Below are 18,027 nucleotides of genomic sequence, written 5' to 3'. Positions count from 1 at the left end.
GATTAAGATGAGGAAATGGAGAGTACTGCTCGCAACTGTCATGCTCACATTCGTGGCAGCGTGTGGGAATGAACAGGCAGTTGAGTTTTCGGACTCGTTTGAAAAAGCAGCGACGACGGCAGAAGGGTCGACCGTCAACCTATATATGTGGGGTGGGGACGAGGGCATCAACAGCTACATCGATGACTACGTAGCACCTCGCCTCGAGGAATCTTACAATGTCGAATTGAACCGTGTCGCAATGGATACGGCAGAATTCATTCGACAATTATCACTCGATAAAAAAGCGGACAGACAAGTCGGGACGATTGATGCCGTCTGGATCAATGGCGATAATTTCCGAAATGCGAAAGAGGCTGGTCTTCTTCGAGACGGACTGATGGAACGTGTCCCGAACGCCGAGTTATTAAACGAAACGGCCCAGCAATCAGATGCCGGCACCCCGACAGAGGACTTGGAGCTCGCATGGGGGAATGTACAATTCATCTTGCATTACGATGCTTCGAAAGTGGACAATCCTCCTCAATCGTTTGAAGAATTACGTCGCTGGACTGAAGACAATCCAGGTCGATTCACGTATCCTGAAGTCACAGATTTCACAGGGAATGCCTTCGTCCGCCATCTATTGTATGAACGATACGGTGACGAGTTGGACCAAAAAGCGACCATTGAGGATTCGTTCTGGGATGACTTGAAAGCGTGGTCTCCGAATTTGTGGAAAGACGGACAAACGTATCCAAAGACGCTCGAACAACTCGATCAGCTCTATGCATCGGGAGAAGTTTGGATGACGATGGGATTCAACGAACGTCGAGCCGAGGCGGAAGTGACGGAAGGGATCTTCCCGAAAGAGACACGCGCGCTCGTCCTCGATCACTCCATTGCCTCGACACACTTTTTAGCAGTCCCATTCAATGCCCCGAATCCAGATGGGGCGCTGGTCCTTCTTCAAGAACTGTTGTCTCCTGAAGCACAGCTTGTCAAACAAGGACCAGAATATTGGGGAGACGGCACATCACTCGACTTAACGAAGCTTGACGTGAATGACCAACGAGCGTTTGAAGAATTAGGGGAGGGTGTCACGTACCCAGATTCGGAGCAGTTGCTCGAACGTTCGATTCCGGATTATGGACCGAACGTGATTGACACCGTCCGCGAGGAGTGGCCACGTGTTGCGAAGTAGTGTCGCAGTGACGATCATGGTGTCGCTTCTTCCGCTCACTGCTCTCGTCTTTCTCGCCATAGAGTCAATGGGAACGGATTGGGGCTCGCTTTTAACAGATGAGACGTGGCGCGATAGTTTCGTCACGACGCTTTATGTCGTCAGCGTATCGACCGGTCTATCGCTTGTAATCGGGACGTGGCTTGCAAGAACGGTCGTCCAAAAAGGTTGGCGTTTCCTATCATCTGTACTCCGACTTCCGATGTTTGTTCCTCATATCGCCGCTGCATATCTGTTTTGGCTATTGTTCAGTGGGACGAACGGCATCGGATGGATTGAGGCGAACGAACGAAACTATATCACAGTCATCCTGACCTATATATGGAAGGAGACACCGTTCGTCTTTTTAATGATGCTCGGGACATATGAGCAATTGAATCGGGGTTACGTCGAGATGGCGAAGACGCTCCAACTCTCTCCGTTTGACCAATTCAAACATGGGGAGTTGCCGTTTCTGATGAAACCATTACTCGATTCGGCATGGATACTAATCGCCTTTATCTCGTTCGCATACGAGGTCCCGGCATTGCTCGGCGTGACTTACCCGAAACTCATCGGTGTCCTCGCGTATGAACGACTGTCGACTGGACTCTATTTAGAGGCGACAGAGCCTTATGCGGTCGCCCTCGTCTGGACATGTCTTGTCGGAATCGGCGTATTCCTATCTTACGTATTGACCGCATCCATACGACGCCGAATTGAACGTGGGGTGAGACGATGATTCGACAAGGGCTTATCATCTGTTTGACGTTCATACCGTTTATCAGCCTCTTTTTCGTAGTCCCGACATTTGAAATCGAGAACAACATGGCAATCGTTCATACGATAGGATTGATTGTGATTTTATCTGGGATCAATGTGTGGCTCTCGATGATGTGTGCCTGGTGGTTATTGTGGACAGATTCTAGATGGAAACATGTCATCGAATGGCTCGTCTTTTTACCATTGTTCATTCCGATGCTGGCCACATTGTTTGGCCTCTATCTGATTTTGGCGGAAGCCGGTCTGATTGGGACGTATGTCGGTGTCACCCTTGCCCTGCTCGTCGTGACGATTCCCTATTCAATCCGCCTCGCCTACAACGGAATGGTCGTCATCGGTCGACCACTTTTGGAACAAGCTCGGATTCTGCCATCGAGACGGCGAGTCATGTACGTGCTGTATCCGCTCTTTTCTAGATTGATGCGGACCATCGCGTTGTTCACGACCGTCATTTTGCTCAGTCAATTTGCGCTGATCCAGTTGATTGGTGCGGGATTGATTCCGACCGTGACGACAGAATTGTATCAATCTTATGCGGGAAACAATCGTGGTCTAGCTCTCTCGAACACATGGATGCTCATCCTATTCCCCGTTCTCCTCTATTTCCTGCTCTCAGGATGGGATCGGTATATGGTGCGTATGCTGAAAGGACGTCTTCAATGAGTTTGAATGTACAAAATCTATATAAACAATTTGGAACGAAACAAATACTAAATGGTGTCGACTTCGAGGTTAAACCTCACGACATTCACGCAATCGTTGGTGTGAGTGGTTCAGGGAAATCGACGATTCTACGAATCATCGCAGGTCTTGAGTCGACTGACAGCGGCGACGTGAAATGGAATCACCGTTCTTTAATCCCTGTCCCTGCGCATAAACGGCGCGTGACGATGCTATCGCAAACGGCTTTATTGTTCCCACATTTGACAGTCGGAGAGAATGTCGCGCTCGTGACTCGAGAGCGTTCTCGTAAGCAAGCCGAACATTGGTTACGAGTCGTTCAACTCGGTGACCGATATGATGCCGAGATACACGAACTGTCTGGTGGCGAACAACAACGGGTCAGTCTTGCCCGAGCTTTAGCGGCTGAACCAGAACTACTGTTATTAGATGAACCCTTTACAAACCTTGATCCCAAACTCAAGCTCGACTTGCAGCGTTTTATCCGGGACTTAGTGAAAGAACTCAACTTGACGGCGGTATTGGTCACTCATGATCGGGAAGAAGCGATGCTCATGGCAGACCAGGTGACGCTGATTGATGAAGGCAAGGTGACACGTACGGGGACGGTTGCGGAGTTATACGATACGGCCCCTGGATTCGGTGACTTTGTCATGCTCGATGGAGAACTGCGACCGTTGTCTGAAGTGGAGGTATCCGAAGCGACTGGTGTGTCGGTTCAGTTGATGAAGAAAATTTATCGATTCGGTCAATGTTTCGGGGAATATCAGTTCAAGGATGGACGATCCGTCATGTTACCGACGCGTGAATCGTACCAAACTGGAATGATCTATCGAATTAAACGAAAGGAGGAATAGTATGCTCGATACGTACGGAAGTCGATACGTTCAACCGGTCATCGAACGTGGAGCGAATCGGTTGCTCAAATGGAATTTCACGCCGAACGAAGTGACCGTACTTGGAGGAATCATCGGAATCTCGACCGGAATCTTTATCTATAATGACATGCACTGGACTGCCGTCATCTTACTGTGGCTATCTGGCTTGTTTGATGTTTTAGATGGGACGATGGCTCGAAAATCGAAAACGAGTGGGTTTGGAACGGTGCTTGACCTCGTCCTGGACCGATTCGTCGAATTGTCGGTCGTGATTGCCCTTGCCCTTCGTTACCCGGAATATATGCCTATTTTTCTCATTCTGATTGCTTCATTTGTGATCGCCATGACACTGTTCCTAGCTGTCGGTGCGAGTAGTTCAAAGCGCTCAGAGAAGACGTTTTACTATCAGCCAGGAATTATCGAGCGAACAGAGTGCTTCATTTTGTTCACGTTGATGATTCTCTTCCCAAACTGGGTCGGCGGGATTGCTCTTATCTTTTTATTGCTTGAAGTCATGACGATCACACAACGATTCATTGAGGCGCGGAGGATTTTGCGATGAAACCGAAGTTGGTGTTGGCCGGACTTGGACACGGACAGCTAGAAATTCTCGATCGTATTGAGGAGATATGCAAACATTATGATGTTCGCTTCATTGGAGACTGCCAGACGATTTATACAGGTGCGTTTCCACAAGTGATTGCCGGGCTCATGGATTCAGCTACGGTCCGATCACCTCAACTAGAGCCGGTCGCAAAGCGGGTGCTCTCGATTGACCCGATTCAGCAGACGGTTCAAACAGAAAACGGAATGTTTGAATACGATCAACTCGTTTTAGCCACCGGTGCGAAAAGTCGGGGAATCGGCACGCCACTTAAACCGATGTCACAAGCTTTACTCGACCAAATCGAATCGAGTTCACAAGTGACCATCGTCGGAGGCGGGAAGGCCGGCGTAGAATTGGCGTTCACGTGTGCTCGCACAAAAGATGTGACACTGTATGCAAAAGAGATATTACCAGACGTCTCGGTCCATACTAGAAAGCACATCGAGCGATTGTTGGTCAGAACAGGGGTCATGGTCGTCAAACAGGCGTTTCATGCAGACGCATCGGAAGGGCTTTTATTGGATGCGACGGGGGTTGTTCCCGTGGAATGGTGGACTGAATCAGGGCTTGCAAAACCTGAGAGTTTTATAGAGGTAGACAAATATTTACGTCATCATCATTTTACAAATATATATGTAACAGGAGATATGGCATCCTCCTTAAATGGAGGCGTCGATGCTGTTAGGTCAGGGCGCTATGTCGGCAAACGGTTATTAGAGGAAACAAGTCGACCATTTCGGAGACGTCAATCGATGAATATCTTACTGACGACACCAGGGCGCGCCTTGCTAACATATGGAAAGTTTACATGGCATGGTCGGATTCCATATTATATGAAGCGGTGGATTGACTCGCGGTATGTTCGGCATTACAAGTAGTCGGAGGTTCACGTTATTCGCTTAAAAGATGACCAATCACGTCGTTCGATTCCGATTCAACGAGTACTTGTGGAATCTCGACCGTACGCTGTGAATCAGGGGGGAACGTGACGATCCAGGCACGTGTTCCTTCAAAACGATCATCAACTAAGTCATAACGATCATCGACTGTAATGGATTGAATCGTAGCCCGTTTCCCGTTTTCATCGGTTGGTAGCCAATTCTTATTTTGTAGATAGGTAACAGCACTTTTTATGATAGCCGTCTCGTCATCAGACTGCATGGATGGTGACGTGGATGGTTGTATGCAGCCGACCAACATCAACATGGTGAAACAGAGTGGAGTGAAGAGGCGTGTAAGCATCATGTTCATTCCCCTTTCTCATTTGGTTATTTCTTACAGTATAATTGAGGATGACAGAGGCGTGTACAAAAAAATCCTGCAGTCGATTGGGCTGCAGGATTCAGGTCATGCTTGAATCGTATCGAGGAATGAACGAATTTGCATCTCCGTCTTGGCGTTTGCCGAGTGGAGGTGTTCTTGTTTTACCCCGTCTTTATAGTATAGAAGTGAAGGGATGCCGCGAACTTCTTGTGCATCAGATAGCTCTGGGAGTTCGTCGCGGTCGACGACGTGCCAGTTAAATTGTGGATAGTCCTTGACGAGCTCATCGACATACATGTCCAGACGTTTACAGTCTGGGCACCATGATGTAGTGAAGACCACCATTCCATGATCTTTTGTGGCTTCGTCAAATTGTTGTGATGAATGAATCGGTTGCATAGACAACTCTCCTTTCTTCTATCTATTTTGTCGGGTTTTTAACGGGTCGTCAACAGATTGGCATTCTCGAAACCGTTTGAGAATGTGATACACTAATAAAAATAGCATGAGAAGGAAAAGGTGATGGATATGGCGTTACGTCACGCATTGCTCGGGTTATTGACCCATCAGCCTGCGACCGGGTACGCCTTGAACGCGACGTTCAAGGCGCAGATGATTCATTTTTGGAACGCCCATCATACACAGATTTATCGGGAACTGTTAAAGATGGAAGAAGAGGCACTCGTTTCGGCGGAACATGTCTCTCAACAAGAGTTGCCAGACAAAAAAATATACTCCATCACGGATCGAGGACGAGAAGAGTTAATCAATTGGTTACGTCAACCAACGTCGTTCCAACCGAAAATGAAGGATGAAAACCTCCTGCGTGTCAGTCTGCTTCAATTGTTGCCGGTTGAAGAAGCGGTCCGATATATCGAAGAGACAAAGGCACACCATGAGCAGGTCGCACAACAGATTCGAATGTTTCAAGAAGAACATCAATCGGACGAGGATACACTTGGCTATTTGCTGACGAGCGAGTATGCGATCCGAATGATGGAGAACTATGCCGGATGGGCGGATTGGGCGATCGAACAGATTCAAGCACGCAACGAAAAACACGTGACCTGAGCGGATCAGGTCACGTGTTTTGTGTATGGGTGAACCGGTAAACGAGCGAGTAAGCGATCAAGCACTTCATCATCGGTTTTGGTCTCAAATGCACGAATCGTTTCGTTCAATTGCTTGACTGAAGAGGCGCCTGGTAAGACGACGTCACAGAACCGTCTTGCGGCTTCGAGTGCATAGGCTTGAATCGGCGTCGGCATCATCGCCAATTCACTTGCGAGTTCCTCTTTTCGCCACGTCTCAAATCCCTTATCTCCGAGACGAGTCTCCCATTCATCCGTTAATAGGCCTTTGGCAAGAACCCCTCGACCGACGATGGGGATTGAAATGTTGAGCGTCTCTGCCCGGCGGTCGAGTAGGGAATACGGTGTCATGAGAACATCGAGGGCACCGGATTTGACCCAATGGTTGATGACGTTCGGACGAATCGACGAGAGTCCGATTTGTCGGATTAGACCATCTCGTTTTTGTTTTTGTGCCCATTCAATCGTTGCGTCGAGGTCATCCTCGAGCGTGCCGCCATGTATATAATATAAATCCAGATAATCGGTTTTCAATCGCTCGAGCGATCCGTGCAATGCTTCCTCTAAATAGAACGGATCAGGATTCCAACGCATGCCCTCCTCAGTCAATTCGTTGCCACCTTTACTCGCCAAAAATAAGTGTTGTCGCTCTTGACCCAACGTTTCCCCAATCACACGCTCGACAGCTTGTCGTTCATAGACGTCTGCCGTATCGATATGGCGAATCCCCGATTGAATGGCCGTTTCCAGGATATTCTTTGCCTCTTTCTCCCCATGTTTCAAAATCGTCATCGTTCCGAGTCCGAGTTCACTCATTTGGATTCCTCCTTGTTCGAAATGTAGGTTTGACTCATAATCAGAGTATATCGAAAAGTGAGGAGTAATCATATGGAAGAAAAAACGATTGAGCGGGAAGTCATTTATCAAGGCAAAATCTTCGATGTGGAAAAGCATGTCGTTTCCCTTCCGAACGGAAACACGTCTGTACGTGAACTCGTCTATCATAACGGAGCCGTCGCTGTACTCGTCATTGATGAATCGGACAACATCGTCATGGTGGAGCAGTACCGAAAAGCGTTTGAATCGATGTCGCTTGAGATTCCAGCCGGTAAGTTGGAAAAAGGGGAAGAGCCGATGGCGAGTGCCGAGCGCGAGCTCGAAGAGGAGACGGGCTACACGGCGGAATCGCTTGAAAAGATTTTTTCTTTCTACGGGGCACCCGGGTTCTGCAGTGAGCGGGTCGATGTATATGTCGCAAAAGGGTTATCTGCCGGTGAGATGAATTTAGACGAAGATGAATTTTTAAATGTGAAACGATACTCATTTGATGAAGCCGTCGATTTACTGGACCGAGGCATCATTACCGACGCCAAGACAATTATGGCAATCCAATGGTGGCAATTGTCTAGATTGAAATAATTCTAATCTAGGTACTTATATGATAAACTTACATAGTAATGATTTTAAATTGAAAATTGAGTAAAACTTCGGTATGCTTTGAGTAGTGAACTATGTAAAGAGGGGGCGCCTTATGGAAACGCGAATTGAACGAATTAAACAGCAATTGAGCGCCAAAGGATATAAATTAACACCACAACGTGAATCGACGGTACGTATCTTACTTGAGAATGAGAGTGACCATTTAAGTGCGGAGAACGTCTTCATGCTCGTGAAAAGCATCGCACCAGAAATTGGACTCGCAACGGTTTATCGCACATTAGAATTATTGACAGAGCTCGGCGTGGTCGATAAAGTCAACTTCGGTGACGGAGTTGCACGCTTTGACTTACGTCCAGAAGGGGCGAACCATTCGCACCACCATCTCGTCTGTGTCGAATGCGGCTCGGTCGAGGAAATCATGGAAGACTTGCTCGTCGATGTTGAGAAAAAAGTCGAGAGTAAATACGAATTTTTGATTAAAGACCATCGCTTGACGTTTCACGGTATCTGTAAAGTATGCCAAGCAAAAGGCGTCACACTCGAAGGTCATAAAGCAGTCATCAACGGTTAATGCAGAAAGGACAGACGACCCCAACAGGTCATCTGTCCTTTTTCAATGTGTGATATATCGCTCAAGAATCTTCGAGATCCCATCGTCGTTGTTTGATGTCGTGACCTCACTCGCAATGTCGATCAATGCATCGACGGCATTTCCCATGGCAATCCCAATTCCTGCGTATTCAATGATTGAACGGTCGTTATGACCATCTCCGAAAGCGATGACGTGGTCACGATCGATACACAACTCCTCGAAGACGTGACGCAGCGCCTTCGCCTTATCAATGCCGAAATCGGTGAATTCATAATACATCGCCGCTGTGAACATACTCGTGACCCGACCTGTGAAAGGGCCAGCTAATGCAGTTGCATTCTCTCGTAAGTATGAAGGCTCGCCAGCAACGAGAATCTTATGGACGGGGAAGTCGATAATCTCGATTAAGTTCGGTTCTTCTCGCAATTGGAACTGACCGCCTCTCGATTCATATTCGATGATGTTAATCAATTTTCCATTCACTTCAAGTTGTCCCTCGAAAACGTCGCGCACATACATATACGTATCATCGTTAATCATTGGGATGACCTCGTAGTGCTCTAAGTGCTTTAAGATTGAGCGAACATCCTCGATTTGCATTGCTTGTTCAAAAAGCGTGTCGCCTGTAGAAGCGTCCGTGACACATGCTCCATTAGAAGAGACAATCAACCCGCCGAACTCGTTCAATTTCAACTCTTGTGCATAGCGAATCATCCCTCGCTTTGGACGTCCTGACGCAAGCACCACTTTGACACCTTGCTCTTGCAATGCAAGTAGCGTGCGCTTCGTCTGTTCCGTGATGATTTTCTCGTCATTTAACAGCGTTCCGTCTAAATCAAGTAAAATTGCCTGGATCATGTGTGTTGTCTCCTTCTGTTTAGATTGTCAATTCGATGATGTTGCCTTCCGGATCAAGGATGACGCTTTCGTAATAACCATCACCGGTCGTCCGTGGACCGTCAACGTGTGTGTATCCATCAAGTTGAAAGCGTTCCGTCAAGGCATCTACCGCGTGTTTACTTCCGAGTGAAAAGGCGAGATGTGCATACCCGGCCGATTCTTTCGGATGTTCTTTAAGGTGAGGTCGTCTCATCAGTTCGAGTCGGCAACGTGAACCTCGAAACGTTAAAAAGTACGATTCAAACTGTTTCTTCTCGTTTTCATATTTATCATTTGACTGTGCATCAAAATAGACTTCGTAAAACCTGCGCATGTTTTCGATGTCGTTTACCCAAAGGGCGACATGTTCAATTCTCATATAGAATCCTCCTCTGATGTTCGTCTAATCATTTGATTCAACCGTTCTGTATTGAAGAGCATCCCGGTCATGATTAGGATGACCACAAACGGTAAAAAACGGAGTGACGTCATAGACACGATTAATCCGAATAACGGGGGGAGAAACGTACTCCCTGAGTAGGCGAATGCCATTTGAAACCCCATCAAACGTTTCGATTGTGCCGAGCCAAACCGATTCGGCGTATCGTGAAGCATACTTGGATAAATCGGAGCCAATCCGAAGCCAATCAGCATCAAGCCGACGAGCATCGTCGCGGAGATTGGGATGAAGAAGAGGATGCTTCCGACAAGGGCGAGTATTTGTCCCATCCGGATCATCTGTTTGTTCGTGAAACGGAACGAGAGGAATCCGCTCACAAACCGTCCAATTGTGATACTACCGTAGTAGATGGACACCCATGCCGCAGCCGTCGCAATGGAAAACTGTTTCATCTGCACAAGATAACTGCTCGTCCATAACCCAATCAACGCTTCGACCCCGCAGTAAAGTAGAAATGTGGCCAATGCATAGGACACCCCGGTCGGTAGCTTGCGATCGAGTGTCGTGACGGCTGTTTCTTGAGGATGTGCAGTGGAATCCTCTTTCTGTTTCCAAAGTGGGAAAGACAACCACAATACGAGAGCTAAACTGAACTGAACGGCGGCGATAATCAAATAGCCGTCACGCCATCCATCCTCTGTTAATACACCCGCCATGACGAGTGGTCCCCCGGTCGCGCCGATTCCCCAAAAGCAGTGTAGCCAGTTCATATGATGTGCTTCGTAATGTTCGGCAACGTAATGATTCAGAGCGGCATCGACGGCACCGGCACCTAGACCGAGCGGGATGGCGAATACGAATAGCCAACCGATTGAAGGAGCAGAGTAGAATCCGAACAGACAGAGCGCTGTGAGTAATGTCGAACCGAACGTGACTTGTTTCGTGTCAAAATGTTTCAATAGTTTACCGCTCAGTAGACTCGAAAGAATCGTTCCACCAGCAATCGTCATAAAAATCCATCCGACCATCGATACGGGTGCGGAGAATTCTTGATGCATAAGTGGCCACCCGACACCGATGAGGGCATCCGGAAGACCAAGGCTGATAAATGCGAGATAGATCACGGCCAACAAAACAATCGTCATACGTCACCTCGCGGAATCGTTTCGAGCATCAATTCAATGCCGAGGCGAGCCAGTCCGGAAAAGTAATCCTCTTCCCATTCCCCAATCCGTAGACGAGGAAGGTGACGAGAGGGAAGATATCGTTCGCATACGCGGTCGATGTGAGACAGATCGTCAGTAATGAGGTCGACGTCTGAAAAGATGAATGTGTGTGGGTTTAGTGTCGCAGCAAATGTAGCGACGAGCCGTCCTAATGCATCGATTTCTTCTTTTTTCAGAACATGTGGTCCATAAGGCTTGTTTTTTATGCGGTCAAAGAAAGTTGCATCATCATAAAGCGGAAGAAATGAAACTTCACCACTAAACCCGGATTGTCCGCGAGCGACATGTCCATCGAGCAAGATACCAGCACCTGGACCATTCTTTCCGAGGCCGAGATAGACGATGGACTGATGTGTTGTGGTCTCATCTCGTATGGAAAATCCATAGACGGCGGCATTCATATCATTTTCAATGACGACCGGAAGTCCAGTTCGTTCCATCAACCAGTTCTTCAAATCTAAATGCGCCAGTGATGGATATTCTGGGGCGAAAACAATTCGACCCGTATCGACTGCAGCGGCGACGCCGACAGAGATGGCACCGATTTTTATTGTGTGCTCATCGAATGTATCGACGAGTTTGCCTAACGTCTCTAAATGCGTGCCTGAGACTAGAGTTACACCTTCTTCAACATTCTGAGTTTGACAGTCAATCAAGCGATAGTGAATCTCGCTCGCTTCGATATATAGGGTCAGGCAACATCGGAATGTTGGATTGTATTTATAACTTTTTGCGGGTCTTCCTCCTTTTGGGGCAAGTTGACCGTGTTCGATGACTTCACCGTGTTCAATCATGTCATCAATCATCTTCTTAACGGTAGGGAATGAAACGTGTGTGGCCTTACTCAACTCGGAAATTGTCGAAACATTGTGTAGGGCAATTTGCTTTCGGATGTCGACTAGTAATTCGTGTTGCAGATCTTTCATCACGATTCAACTCCTATCAACTTTTTAAAATATTTTAATAAGTTATTTGTAGTATAACGTTTCTCATTTGAAGATGCCAGAAAAATAAGAATTCTGAGATGTATTTTTATCACGTAAACGTTCACAAAAAAGTGAATAAAAAATGAGGTCAGACATCTTCACAACAGTTTACATAAGTGATATGCTGTAAGCGTATTCAGGTGAAACAAGGAAGGAGGAGGGTATGATGCGTTCGCATATCGAGTCATTTCTTCAATACATGACAGTTGAAAAGCGGATGTCCGCGAATACGAGACAGGCGTATGCGAGCGATTTGACGCAGTACGCATCGACCTTGACCCAACTTGGGGTAGAAGAGTGGAATGAAGTGACACGTTCGCATATCGTCAAACATATCGAAGAACTGTCACAGGCGGGGCGAGCTTCGTCCTCATTAAGACGAGCTGTCAGTTCGATTCGGATGTTTCATCATCATCTCAAAATGACCGGAGTCACGACGACCGATCCGTCTCTTTACCTAGAATCTCCAAAAGCAGAAAAGCAACTTCCGGATACATGGTCACAAGCGGAAGTTGAACGTCTGTTGGACAGCGTCCCGACGTCGGACCCGCTCTCGTTACGAGACCGAGCCATGCTTGAATTGCTTTACGGGACAGGGATGCGGGTCAGTGAACTTTTAGGTTTGGATTTGGATGATTTGCAGTTCGAATTGGGGTATCTACAATGTGAAGGGAAAGGCGAGCGCGCACGAATCATTCCGGTATCCTCGGTTGCCCAAAGTTTTGTCGAGCGTTACATCCAACAAGCTCGTAACGGACTTGGCGGCAGAGAGACCGAAGCGCTCTTTTTAAACGGCAGAGGAGGACGGCTCAGTCGCCAAGGATTTTGGAAGATGATCAAACGACGAGCCAAACTTGCTGGAATTGACAAAGAAATCACACCGCACGTACTCCGTCATTCTTTTGCGACACACCTTCTCGAGAACGGTGCGGATTTACGCGCCATTCAACAGATGCTCGGTCATGCGGATTTAGCGACGACGCAAGTGTATACACACGTCAACAAATCACGATTGCATGATGTGTATCGTAAGCATCACCCTCGTGCCTAGACACCGAAAAGGAGGAATTTTTTGTGAAGAAGTTTAAACGTATTTTCTTAGTCGTCATGGACTCGGTCGGTATCGGTGAAGCACCAGATGCTGAACAGTTCGGTGACAAAGGGGCCGACACGCTCGGGCATATCGCGCGTGAACATAACGGATTGAACATGCCGAACATGGGTAAACTTGGACTTTCGAACATCAAGCCGATTCAAGGCATCGATGCATCGGATGCACCGAGTGCGTATGGTCGCATGGAAGAAATCTCAGCTGGTAAGGATACGATGACAGGACATTGGGAAATCATGGGTCTTCATATCGATACACCATTCCGTGTATTCGAGGAGTTCCCTGATGACTTGATTCACCGCCTCGAAGAGTTCAGCGGACGTAAAATCATCGGAAACAAACCGGCGTCAGGAACAGAAATTTTGGACGAACTCGGTGAAGAGCATGTCGAGACTGGCGCTCTGATTGTCTATACATCAGCCGACTCAGTCCTTCAAATCGCAGCACACGAGGACATCGTGCCGGTTGATGAGTTGTACCGAATCTGCGAATACGCTCGTGAAATCACACGCGAAGATCCATACATGCTCGGACGAATCATCGCTCGTCCGTTCATCGGGACACCAGGAGCATGGGTCCGTACGGCAAACCGTCACGATTACGCCTTGAAACCATTCGGCAAGACCGTCATGAACACGCTCGAGGAAGCTGGGAAAGACGTCATCGCATTAGGGAAAATCAGCGATATTTACGATGGTGAAGGTGTGACAAAAGCGGTCCGCACGAAATCGAACATGGATGGCATGGACAAATTGGTCGAGTCGCTCGAGGAAGACTTCGAAGGGCTCTGCTTCTTGAATTTAGTTGACTTCGACGCATTATTCGGTCATCGTCGTGACCCGGAAGGCTATGCGGTCGCGCTTGAAGAGTATGACGCTCGCTTACCGGAAGTGATGGAGCGCCTTCGTGAAGATGACTTGCTCATCATCACGGCTGACCACGGAAATGACCCTGTTCATGCCGGTACAGATCACACGCGTGAATACGTTCCGCTCATCGTTCATCACAACGGAGCGAAAGCGGTTGATTTAGGCATTCGTGGTACGTTCGCAGATATCGGTGCGACCGTCGCTGACAACTTTAACGTTGCGGCACCATCAAACGGAAAGAGTTTCTTAAACGAAATTTGAGGAGGCAATATTCATGGTAAATTGGAACGAAACAAAAGCGTTTTTGCAGGAGCGTATGGGCAGTACACCAGAAATCGGACTCATTCTAGGGTCGGGACTTGGAGTCCTCGCGGACGAGATTGAGAACCCGGTAGCGATTCCTTATGAGGAGATTCCACACTTCCCGGTATCGACTGTCGAAGGACATGCGGGTCAACTCGTGTTCGGTGAACTTGAAGGAAAACGAGTCGTCGCCATGCAAGGACGGTTCCACTTCTATGAAGGATACTCGATGGAACAAGTGACGTTCCCGGTTCGTGTCCTCAAATTGATCGGTGTCGAGACTCTTATCGTCACAAACGCGGCAGGAGCATGTAACGAGTCATTCAACCCAGGCGACTTGATGATCATCACAGATCATATCAACTTCTTTGGTACGAGCCCGCTCATCGGGAAGAATGCGAGTGAATTCGGGACTCGTTTCCCTGACATGTCAGAAGCGTACGATAAAGAGCTCGTGAAATTGACAGAACGTGTCGCTTCAGACCTTGGACTTTCTGTACAAAAAGGGGTTTACTTCGGTAACACAGGTCCTACGTACGAAACACCAGCTGAAGTCAAAATGGCCCGTCTTCTCGGTGGCGACGTCGTCGGTATGTCGACCGTTCCAGAAGTCATTGTCGCGCGTCATTCGGATATGCGTGTCCTCGGGATCTCGTGTGTCTCGAACATGGCAGCAGGCATCTTAGATCAACCACTCAACCATGAAGAAGTCATCGAAACGACAGAGCGCGTTCGTCAAGACTTCCTCTCTCTCGTACGTGGCACGATTAAAAGCATGTAAGTAACTTAATTTTAGGAGGACGACAGTTATGCGTATGGTCGATTTGATTTTAAAGAAACGTAACGGTGGAGAATTGAACGAAGAGGAGATTCGCTTCGTTGTCGAAGGTTTCACGAACGAATCAATCCCTGACTATCAGATGTCAGCCTTATCGATGGCCATCTACTTCAATGGGATGACTGAAAACGAGACGGCTGCATTGACAATGGAAATGGTGAAGTCTGGTGATACGATTGACCTTTCCAACATCGAAGGGAAAAAAGTTGACAAGCACTCGACGGGCGGCGTCGGGGACAAAATCAGCTTGATCGTGGCACCACTCGTTGCTTCAATCGGCATCCCCGTTGCGAAGATGAGCGGTCGTGGTCTCGGTCACACGGGTGGTACGATTGATAAGCTCGAATCATTCCCGGGGTTCAACGTTGAATTGACGGAAGAACAATTCACGAAACAAGTAAATGATATCAAAATGTCGATCATCGGTCAGACAGGGAACTTGACGCCTGCCGATAAGCGCTTGTATGCGCTCCGCGACGTTACGGCTACGGTCGAATCGATCCCGCTCATCGCAAGTTCAATCATGTCGAAGAAGATTGCAGCAGGCGCGGACAGTATCGTTCTTGACGTCAAGACAGGTTCTGGCGCGTTCATGAAATCGTTTGATGATGCGAAAGCCCTCGCGGAAGAAATGGTCGCAATCGGGAAAAACGTCGGACGTAAGACGGTCGCGGTCATCACAGACATGGACCAACCGCTCGGCTTTGAAATCGGGAACGCGAACGAAGTGAAAGAAGCGATTGAAGTCCTCTCAGGTAAAGAAGTCGAAGATTTGAAAACAATCGCTCTCACGATCGCTGGACATATGGCTGTCCTCGGTGAATTCTATCCAACGTTTGAAGAAGCATATGCCGACCTTGAGAAGCGCATTGCAGATGGACACGCCCTCGAGGTGTTCCGCAAGTTCGTCGAAGCACAAGGTGGCGACGCATCACTCGTCGATGATGTGACGAAATTACCACAAGCTTCATATGAGACGACATTCGTCGCAAAAGAAGCTGGTTATGTCGAGTCGATCATCGCAGACGAAGTAGGTGTTGCGGCGATGCTTCTCGGTGCAGGACGCGCGACAAAAGAAGACAAAATCGACTTTGCGGCAGGCATCACGCTTGAGAAGAAAGTCGGCGACCGTGTCGAGGTAGGCGATGTGATCGCGGTACTCCGTTCGAACATCGAAGACATGTCTTCAGCCATCGAGCGTTTAGACCATGCGTATACGATCGGTGCAACGAAACCAGAGGCACGTCCACTCGTTCACGCGGTGATTCAATAAGGCAGAACGTCTGTTTCCACAAAAAAGTGGAGACAGACGTGTTTTTTTGATAAGATGGGTAATGTGAGTGTCAAACAGCAGGATACATATTATGAAAAAGGGGTTGCTTGAAACATGAAAAAAGGTTCTATGAAACTTGAGAATGGCGAAATGATTGAATTTGATTTATTCCACGGTGAAGCACCGATCACGGTTGAAAACTTCGAAAAACTTGCGAACAGCGGGTTTTACAACGGATTGACGTTCCACCGTGTCATCCCTGGTTTCGTCAGCCAAGGTGGTTGCCCACAAGGAACTGGAATGGGTGGCGCAGGCTATACGATTCCTTGTGAGACATCGACATCGTTCCCACACAAACACGAAGCGGGTTCACTCTCAATGGCCCACGCAGGTCGTGACACAGGGTCTTCACAGTTCTTCATCGTCCATGAGCCACAACCGCATTTGGATGGTGTCCATACGGTATTCGGTAAAGTGACATCTGGTCTTGAGCATGCCGTCAAACTTCGTCAAGGTACGAAGATGGCAGAAGTGAAGGTTTGGGACGAGAATTGATTTTTGCCTGAAGGGTATGGCACAATGAACCATGTCTCTCACGTGTTCACGTCGTGAAACTTGAATGACAAAAGGTGGTGAACCCAGCGATGCTGGTCAAATATAAACGTTCTTATGAAAAGACGGCGATGGGTCTACTCGCATTCTCATGCAGTGACAAATCTCCGCTAAGCTTGCTTGAACTCGTCCGATCGTATGACGAGGAGGAGTCGAAGTTCCTCTATTTGTGGAAAGTCGGTGAAGACTTCGTTGGTATCATTGGTATGGAGCAACAAGAAACGACAATGGTCATCGACCATATCGCCTTGTCGCCATCATTCCGTGGCGAGAAACGTTCTTACGAGCTTCTAGACGAGGTAAGAAACGTCCTTCCACTTGATTTGACGCTAACCGGTACAGGCAAGACGGGCGATTTATTGGATAAATGGAATCAATTAGTCGTCTGACGATAAAAACCCCTGCAATCACGACCCTGTGACTGCGGGGGTTTTGCATGTGGTTCAGGAATGGCTAGCGGAATTCCTCGCTCGTTGACGTTCGAGAAGGGCAGATTTCCGTTCCATAATCACTTCGCTCCGGTCACGGTGTAGATGTTTATGAACGAGTTCCTCGAACGCCAGGTCCGTCGATGGAAACGTCGATTTTAGGGATTCGACCGTCTCACGGACATCTGATTGCAATGGAATCGTCGCGCGAAGCGGCCATTCCTCGAGTTGTGCGATGAAGGAGTCGACATCTAGACCGAGTTCATTCAAATAGGGAGAAGCGATGTCAATCTTTCGACGTAAGAGTCGCAAGCTCTTTTTTGCGCCGACCAAATTGTCGCGCCGGAGGTGATAGTGGATGACAGCATATTGGATGAGCGCTGCATAGCCGTGGTGACGGCGTCCGTCTGCCTGCCACGCCTCTTCTAATACCTCATGACATTCGAAATAATCGGCATGACATTCAAAAAGCAACGTATAATGAATAAAAGGGGTCATGAATCAATTTTCTCCTTTCGTGTCCACGGTGTTATAAAACATGTTATACTAAAGCGCAAAAATGTAAA

The 18,027-nt window shown here is 48.0% G+C and carries 23 protein-coding genes; 15 read left to right on the top strand and 8 right to left on the bottom strand.

The features are described from left to right. Positions 1–7: 7 nt before the first annotated feature. Genes F3H97_RS05815 through F3H97_RS05790 form a run of 6 tightly spaced genes read left to right on the top strand, consistent with a single transcriptional unit; the run spans position 8 to position 5,028 of the window. Positions 8–1,183, top strand: coding sequence for an ABC transporter substrate-binding protein (locus F3H97_RS05815; RefSeq protein ID WP_196430834.1), 1,176 nt, complete (start codon positions 8–10; stop codon positions 1,181–1,183). Beyond that, a complete protein-coding gene (locus tag F3H97_RS05810) occupies positions 1,170–1,943 on the top strand; it encodes an ABC transporter permease subunit (RefSeq protein ID WP_159562428.1) in 774 nt (257 codons plus the stop codon). The genes F3H97_RS05815 and F3H97_RS05810 overlap by 14 nt, the downstream gene beginning before the upstream one ends. Beyond that, positions 1,940–2,647 carry an ABC transporter permease subunit gene (locus F3H97_RS05805; protein WP_159562427.1) on the top strand — a complete coding sequence of 236 codons (708 nt, stop codon included), beginning with the start codon at positions 1,940–1,942 and terminating at the stop codon, positions 2,645–2,647. Before F3H97_RS05810 ends, F3H97_RS05805 begins: the two co-directional genes overlap by 4 nt. Beyond that, on the top strand, positions 2,644–3,522 hold the full coding sequence (locus F3H97_RS05800; RefSeq protein WP_159562426.1) for an ABC transporter ATP-binding protein: 879 nt from the start codon (positions 2,644–2,646) through the stop codon (positions 3,520–3,522). Before F3H97_RS05805 ends, F3H97_RS05800 begins: the two co-directional genes overlap by 4 nt. Before the next feature lies 1 nt (position 3,523). Further along, positions 3,524–4,105: a CDP-alcohol phosphatidyltransferase family protein gene (locus F3H97_RS05795; RefSeq protein WP_012726514.1), complete on the top strand. Its 582-nt coding sequence runs from the start codon at positions 3,524–3,526 to the stop codon at positions 4,103–4,105. Next, positions 4,102–5,028, top strand: a complete 927-nt coding sequence (locus tag F3H97_RS05790; RefSeq protein WP_159562425.1) for an NAD(P)/FAD-dependent oxidoreductase — start codon at positions 4,102–4,104, stop codon at positions 5,026–5,028. The genes F3H97_RS05795 and F3H97_RS05790 overlap by 4 nt, the downstream gene beginning before the upstream one ends. Positions 5,029–5,041: 13 nt before the next feature. On the opposite strand, the gene F3H97_RS05785 is transcribed toward F3H97_RS05790, so the two are convergent. Beyond that, a complete protein-coding gene (locus F3H97_RS05785) occupies positions 5,042–5,395 on the bottom strand; it encodes a hypothetical protein (RefSeq protein WP_196430833.1) in 354 nt (117 codons plus the stop codon). 102 nt (positions 5,396–5,497) lie between these two features. Then, the gene (locus F3H97_RS05780; protein ID WP_012726511.1) at positions 5,498–5,812 is read right to left on the bottom strand and encodes a thioredoxin family protein; all 315 of its coding nucleotides are present in this window, start codon (positions 5,810–5,812) and stop codon (positions 5,498–5,500) included. 123 nt (positions 5,813–5,935) lie between these two features. Between F3H97_RS05780 and F3H97_RS05775 the strand changes: the two genes are divergently transcribed. Then, on the top strand, positions 5,936–6,484 hold the full coding sequence (locus F3H97_RS05775) for a PadR family transcriptional regulator (protein WP_084543069.1): 549 nt from the start codon (positions 5,936–5,938) through the stop codon (positions 6,482–6,484). Positions 6,485–6,489: 5 nt separating this feature from the next. On the opposite strand, the gene F3H97_RS05770 is transcribed toward F3H97_RS05775, so the two are convergent. Continuing rightward, positions 6,490–7,320 (bottom strand): aldo/keto reductase, encoded by an 831-nt coding sequence (locus tag F3H97_RS05770; RefSeq protein ID WP_196430832.1) that lies wholly within the window; start codon positions 7,318–7,320, stop codon positions 6,490–6,492. A gap of 72 nt (positions 7,321–7,392) precedes the next feature. Between F3H97_RS05770 and F3H97_RS05765 the strand changes: the two genes are divergently transcribed. Next, entirely contained in the window at positions 7,393–7,923 is a 531-nt protein-coding gene (locus tag F3H97_RS05765) for an NUDIX domain-containing protein (RefSeq protein WP_159562421.1), read from the top strand. A 112-nt stretch (positions 7,924–8,035) separates the two neighbouring features. Continuing rightward, positions 8,036–8,515: a ferric iron uptake transcriptional regulator gene (fur, locus tag F3H97_RS05760; protein ID WP_012726507.1), complete on the top strand. Its 480-nt coding sequence runs from the start codon at positions 8,036–8,038 to the stop codon at positions 8,513–8,515. 42 nt (positions 8,516–8,557) lie between these two features. Here fur and F3H97_RS05755 read toward each other — a convergent pair whose 3' ends face one another. The 4 genes from F3H97_RS05755 to F3H97_RS05740 are packed head-to-tail and all read right to left on the bottom strand — an operon-like array spanning position 8,558 to position 11,967. Beyond that, positions 8,558–9,394 (bottom strand): Cof-type HAD-IIB family hydrolase, encoded by an 837-nt coding sequence (locus F3H97_RS05755; RefSeq protein WP_159562420.1) that lies wholly within the window; start codon positions 9,392–9,394, stop codon positions 8,558–8,560. 19 nt (positions 9,395–9,413) lie between these two features. Further along, positions 9,414–9,794, bottom strand: coding sequence for a VOC family protein (locus F3H97_RS05750; RefSeq protein WP_074036798.1), 381 nt, complete (start codon positions 9,792–9,794; stop codon positions 9,414–9,416). Next, entirely contained in the window at positions 9,791–10,960 is a 1,170-nt protein-coding gene (locus F3H97_RS05745) for an MFS transporter (protein WP_159562419.1), read from the bottom strand. The genes F3H97_RS05750 and F3H97_RS05745 overlap by 4 nt, the downstream gene beginning before the upstream one ends. Beyond that, entirely contained in the window at positions 10,957–11,967 is a 1,011-nt protein-coding gene (locus tag F3H97_RS05740) for an ROK family protein (RefSeq protein ID WP_196430831.1), read from the bottom strand. Before F3H97_RS05740 ends, F3H97_RS05745 begins: the two co-directional genes overlap by 4 nt. Before the next feature lie 226 nt (positions 11,968–12,193). Here F3H97_RS05740 and xerD point away from each other — a divergent pair, with 226 nt between their 5' ends. From xerD to F3H97_RS05710, 6 genes are all read left to right on the top strand, one after another. Next, positions 12,194–13,078, top strand: a complete 885-nt coding sequence (gene xerD, locus F3H97_RS05735; protein ID WP_167365518.1) for a site-specific tyrosine recombinase XerD — start codon at positions 12,194–12,196, stop codon at positions 13,076–13,078. A gap of 23 nt (positions 13,079–13,101) precedes the next feature. Then, positions 13,102–14,268 (top strand): phosphopentomutase, encoded by a 1,167-nt coding sequence (deoB, locus tag F3H97_RS05730; protein WP_196430830.1) that lies wholly within the window; start codon positions 13,102–13,104, stop codon positions 14,266–14,268. Positions 14,269–14,281: 13 nt separating this feature from the next. Continuing rightward, positions 14,282–15,091, top strand: a complete 810-nt coding sequence (locus F3H97_RS05725; RefSeq protein ID WP_012726501.1) for a purine-nucleoside phosphorylase — start codon at positions 14,282–14,284, stop codon at positions 15,089–15,091. A 28-nt stretch (positions 15,092–15,119) separates the two neighbouring features. Continuing rightward, the gene (locus F3H97_RS05720) at positions 15,120–16,421 is read left to right on the top strand and encodes a pyrimidine-nucleoside phosphorylase (protein WP_074036810.1); all 1,302 of its coding nucleotides are present in this window, start codon (positions 15,120–15,122) and stop codon (positions 16,419–16,421) included. A 114-nt stretch (positions 16,422–16,535) separates the two neighbouring features. Further along, complete coding sequence (locus F3H97_RS05715; RefSeq protein WP_074036812.1) at positions 16,536–16,976, top strand: peptidylprolyl isomerase; 441 nt, start codon at positions 16,536–16,538, stop codon at positions 16,974–16,976. Positions 16,977–17,065: 89 nt separating this feature from the next. Beyond that, a complete protein-coding gene (locus F3H97_RS05710) occupies positions 17,066–17,422 on the top strand; it encodes a GCN5 family acetyltransferase (RefSeq protein WP_074036814.1) in 357 nt (118 codons plus the stop codon). Positions 17,423–17,476: 54 nt separating this feature from the next. On the opposite strand, the gene F3H97_RS05705 is transcribed toward F3H97_RS05710, so the two are convergent. Continuing rightward, the gene (locus F3H97_RS05705) at positions 17,477–17,959 is read right to left on the bottom strand and encodes a DUF309 domain-containing protein (protein ID WP_159562416.1); all 483 of its coding nucleotides are present in this window, start codon (positions 17,957–17,959) and stop codon (positions 17,477–17,479) included. Positions 17,960–18,027: the final 68 nt, after the last annotated feature.

It is taken from the genome of Exiguobacterium sp. SRB7LM (assembly GCF_015712685.1).
GTDB lineage: Bacteria > Bacillota > Bacilli > Exiguobacteriales > Exiguobacteriaceae > Exiguobacterium > Exiguobacterium profundum.
This window is presented reverse-complemented; position numbering and strand designations above follow the sequence as displayed.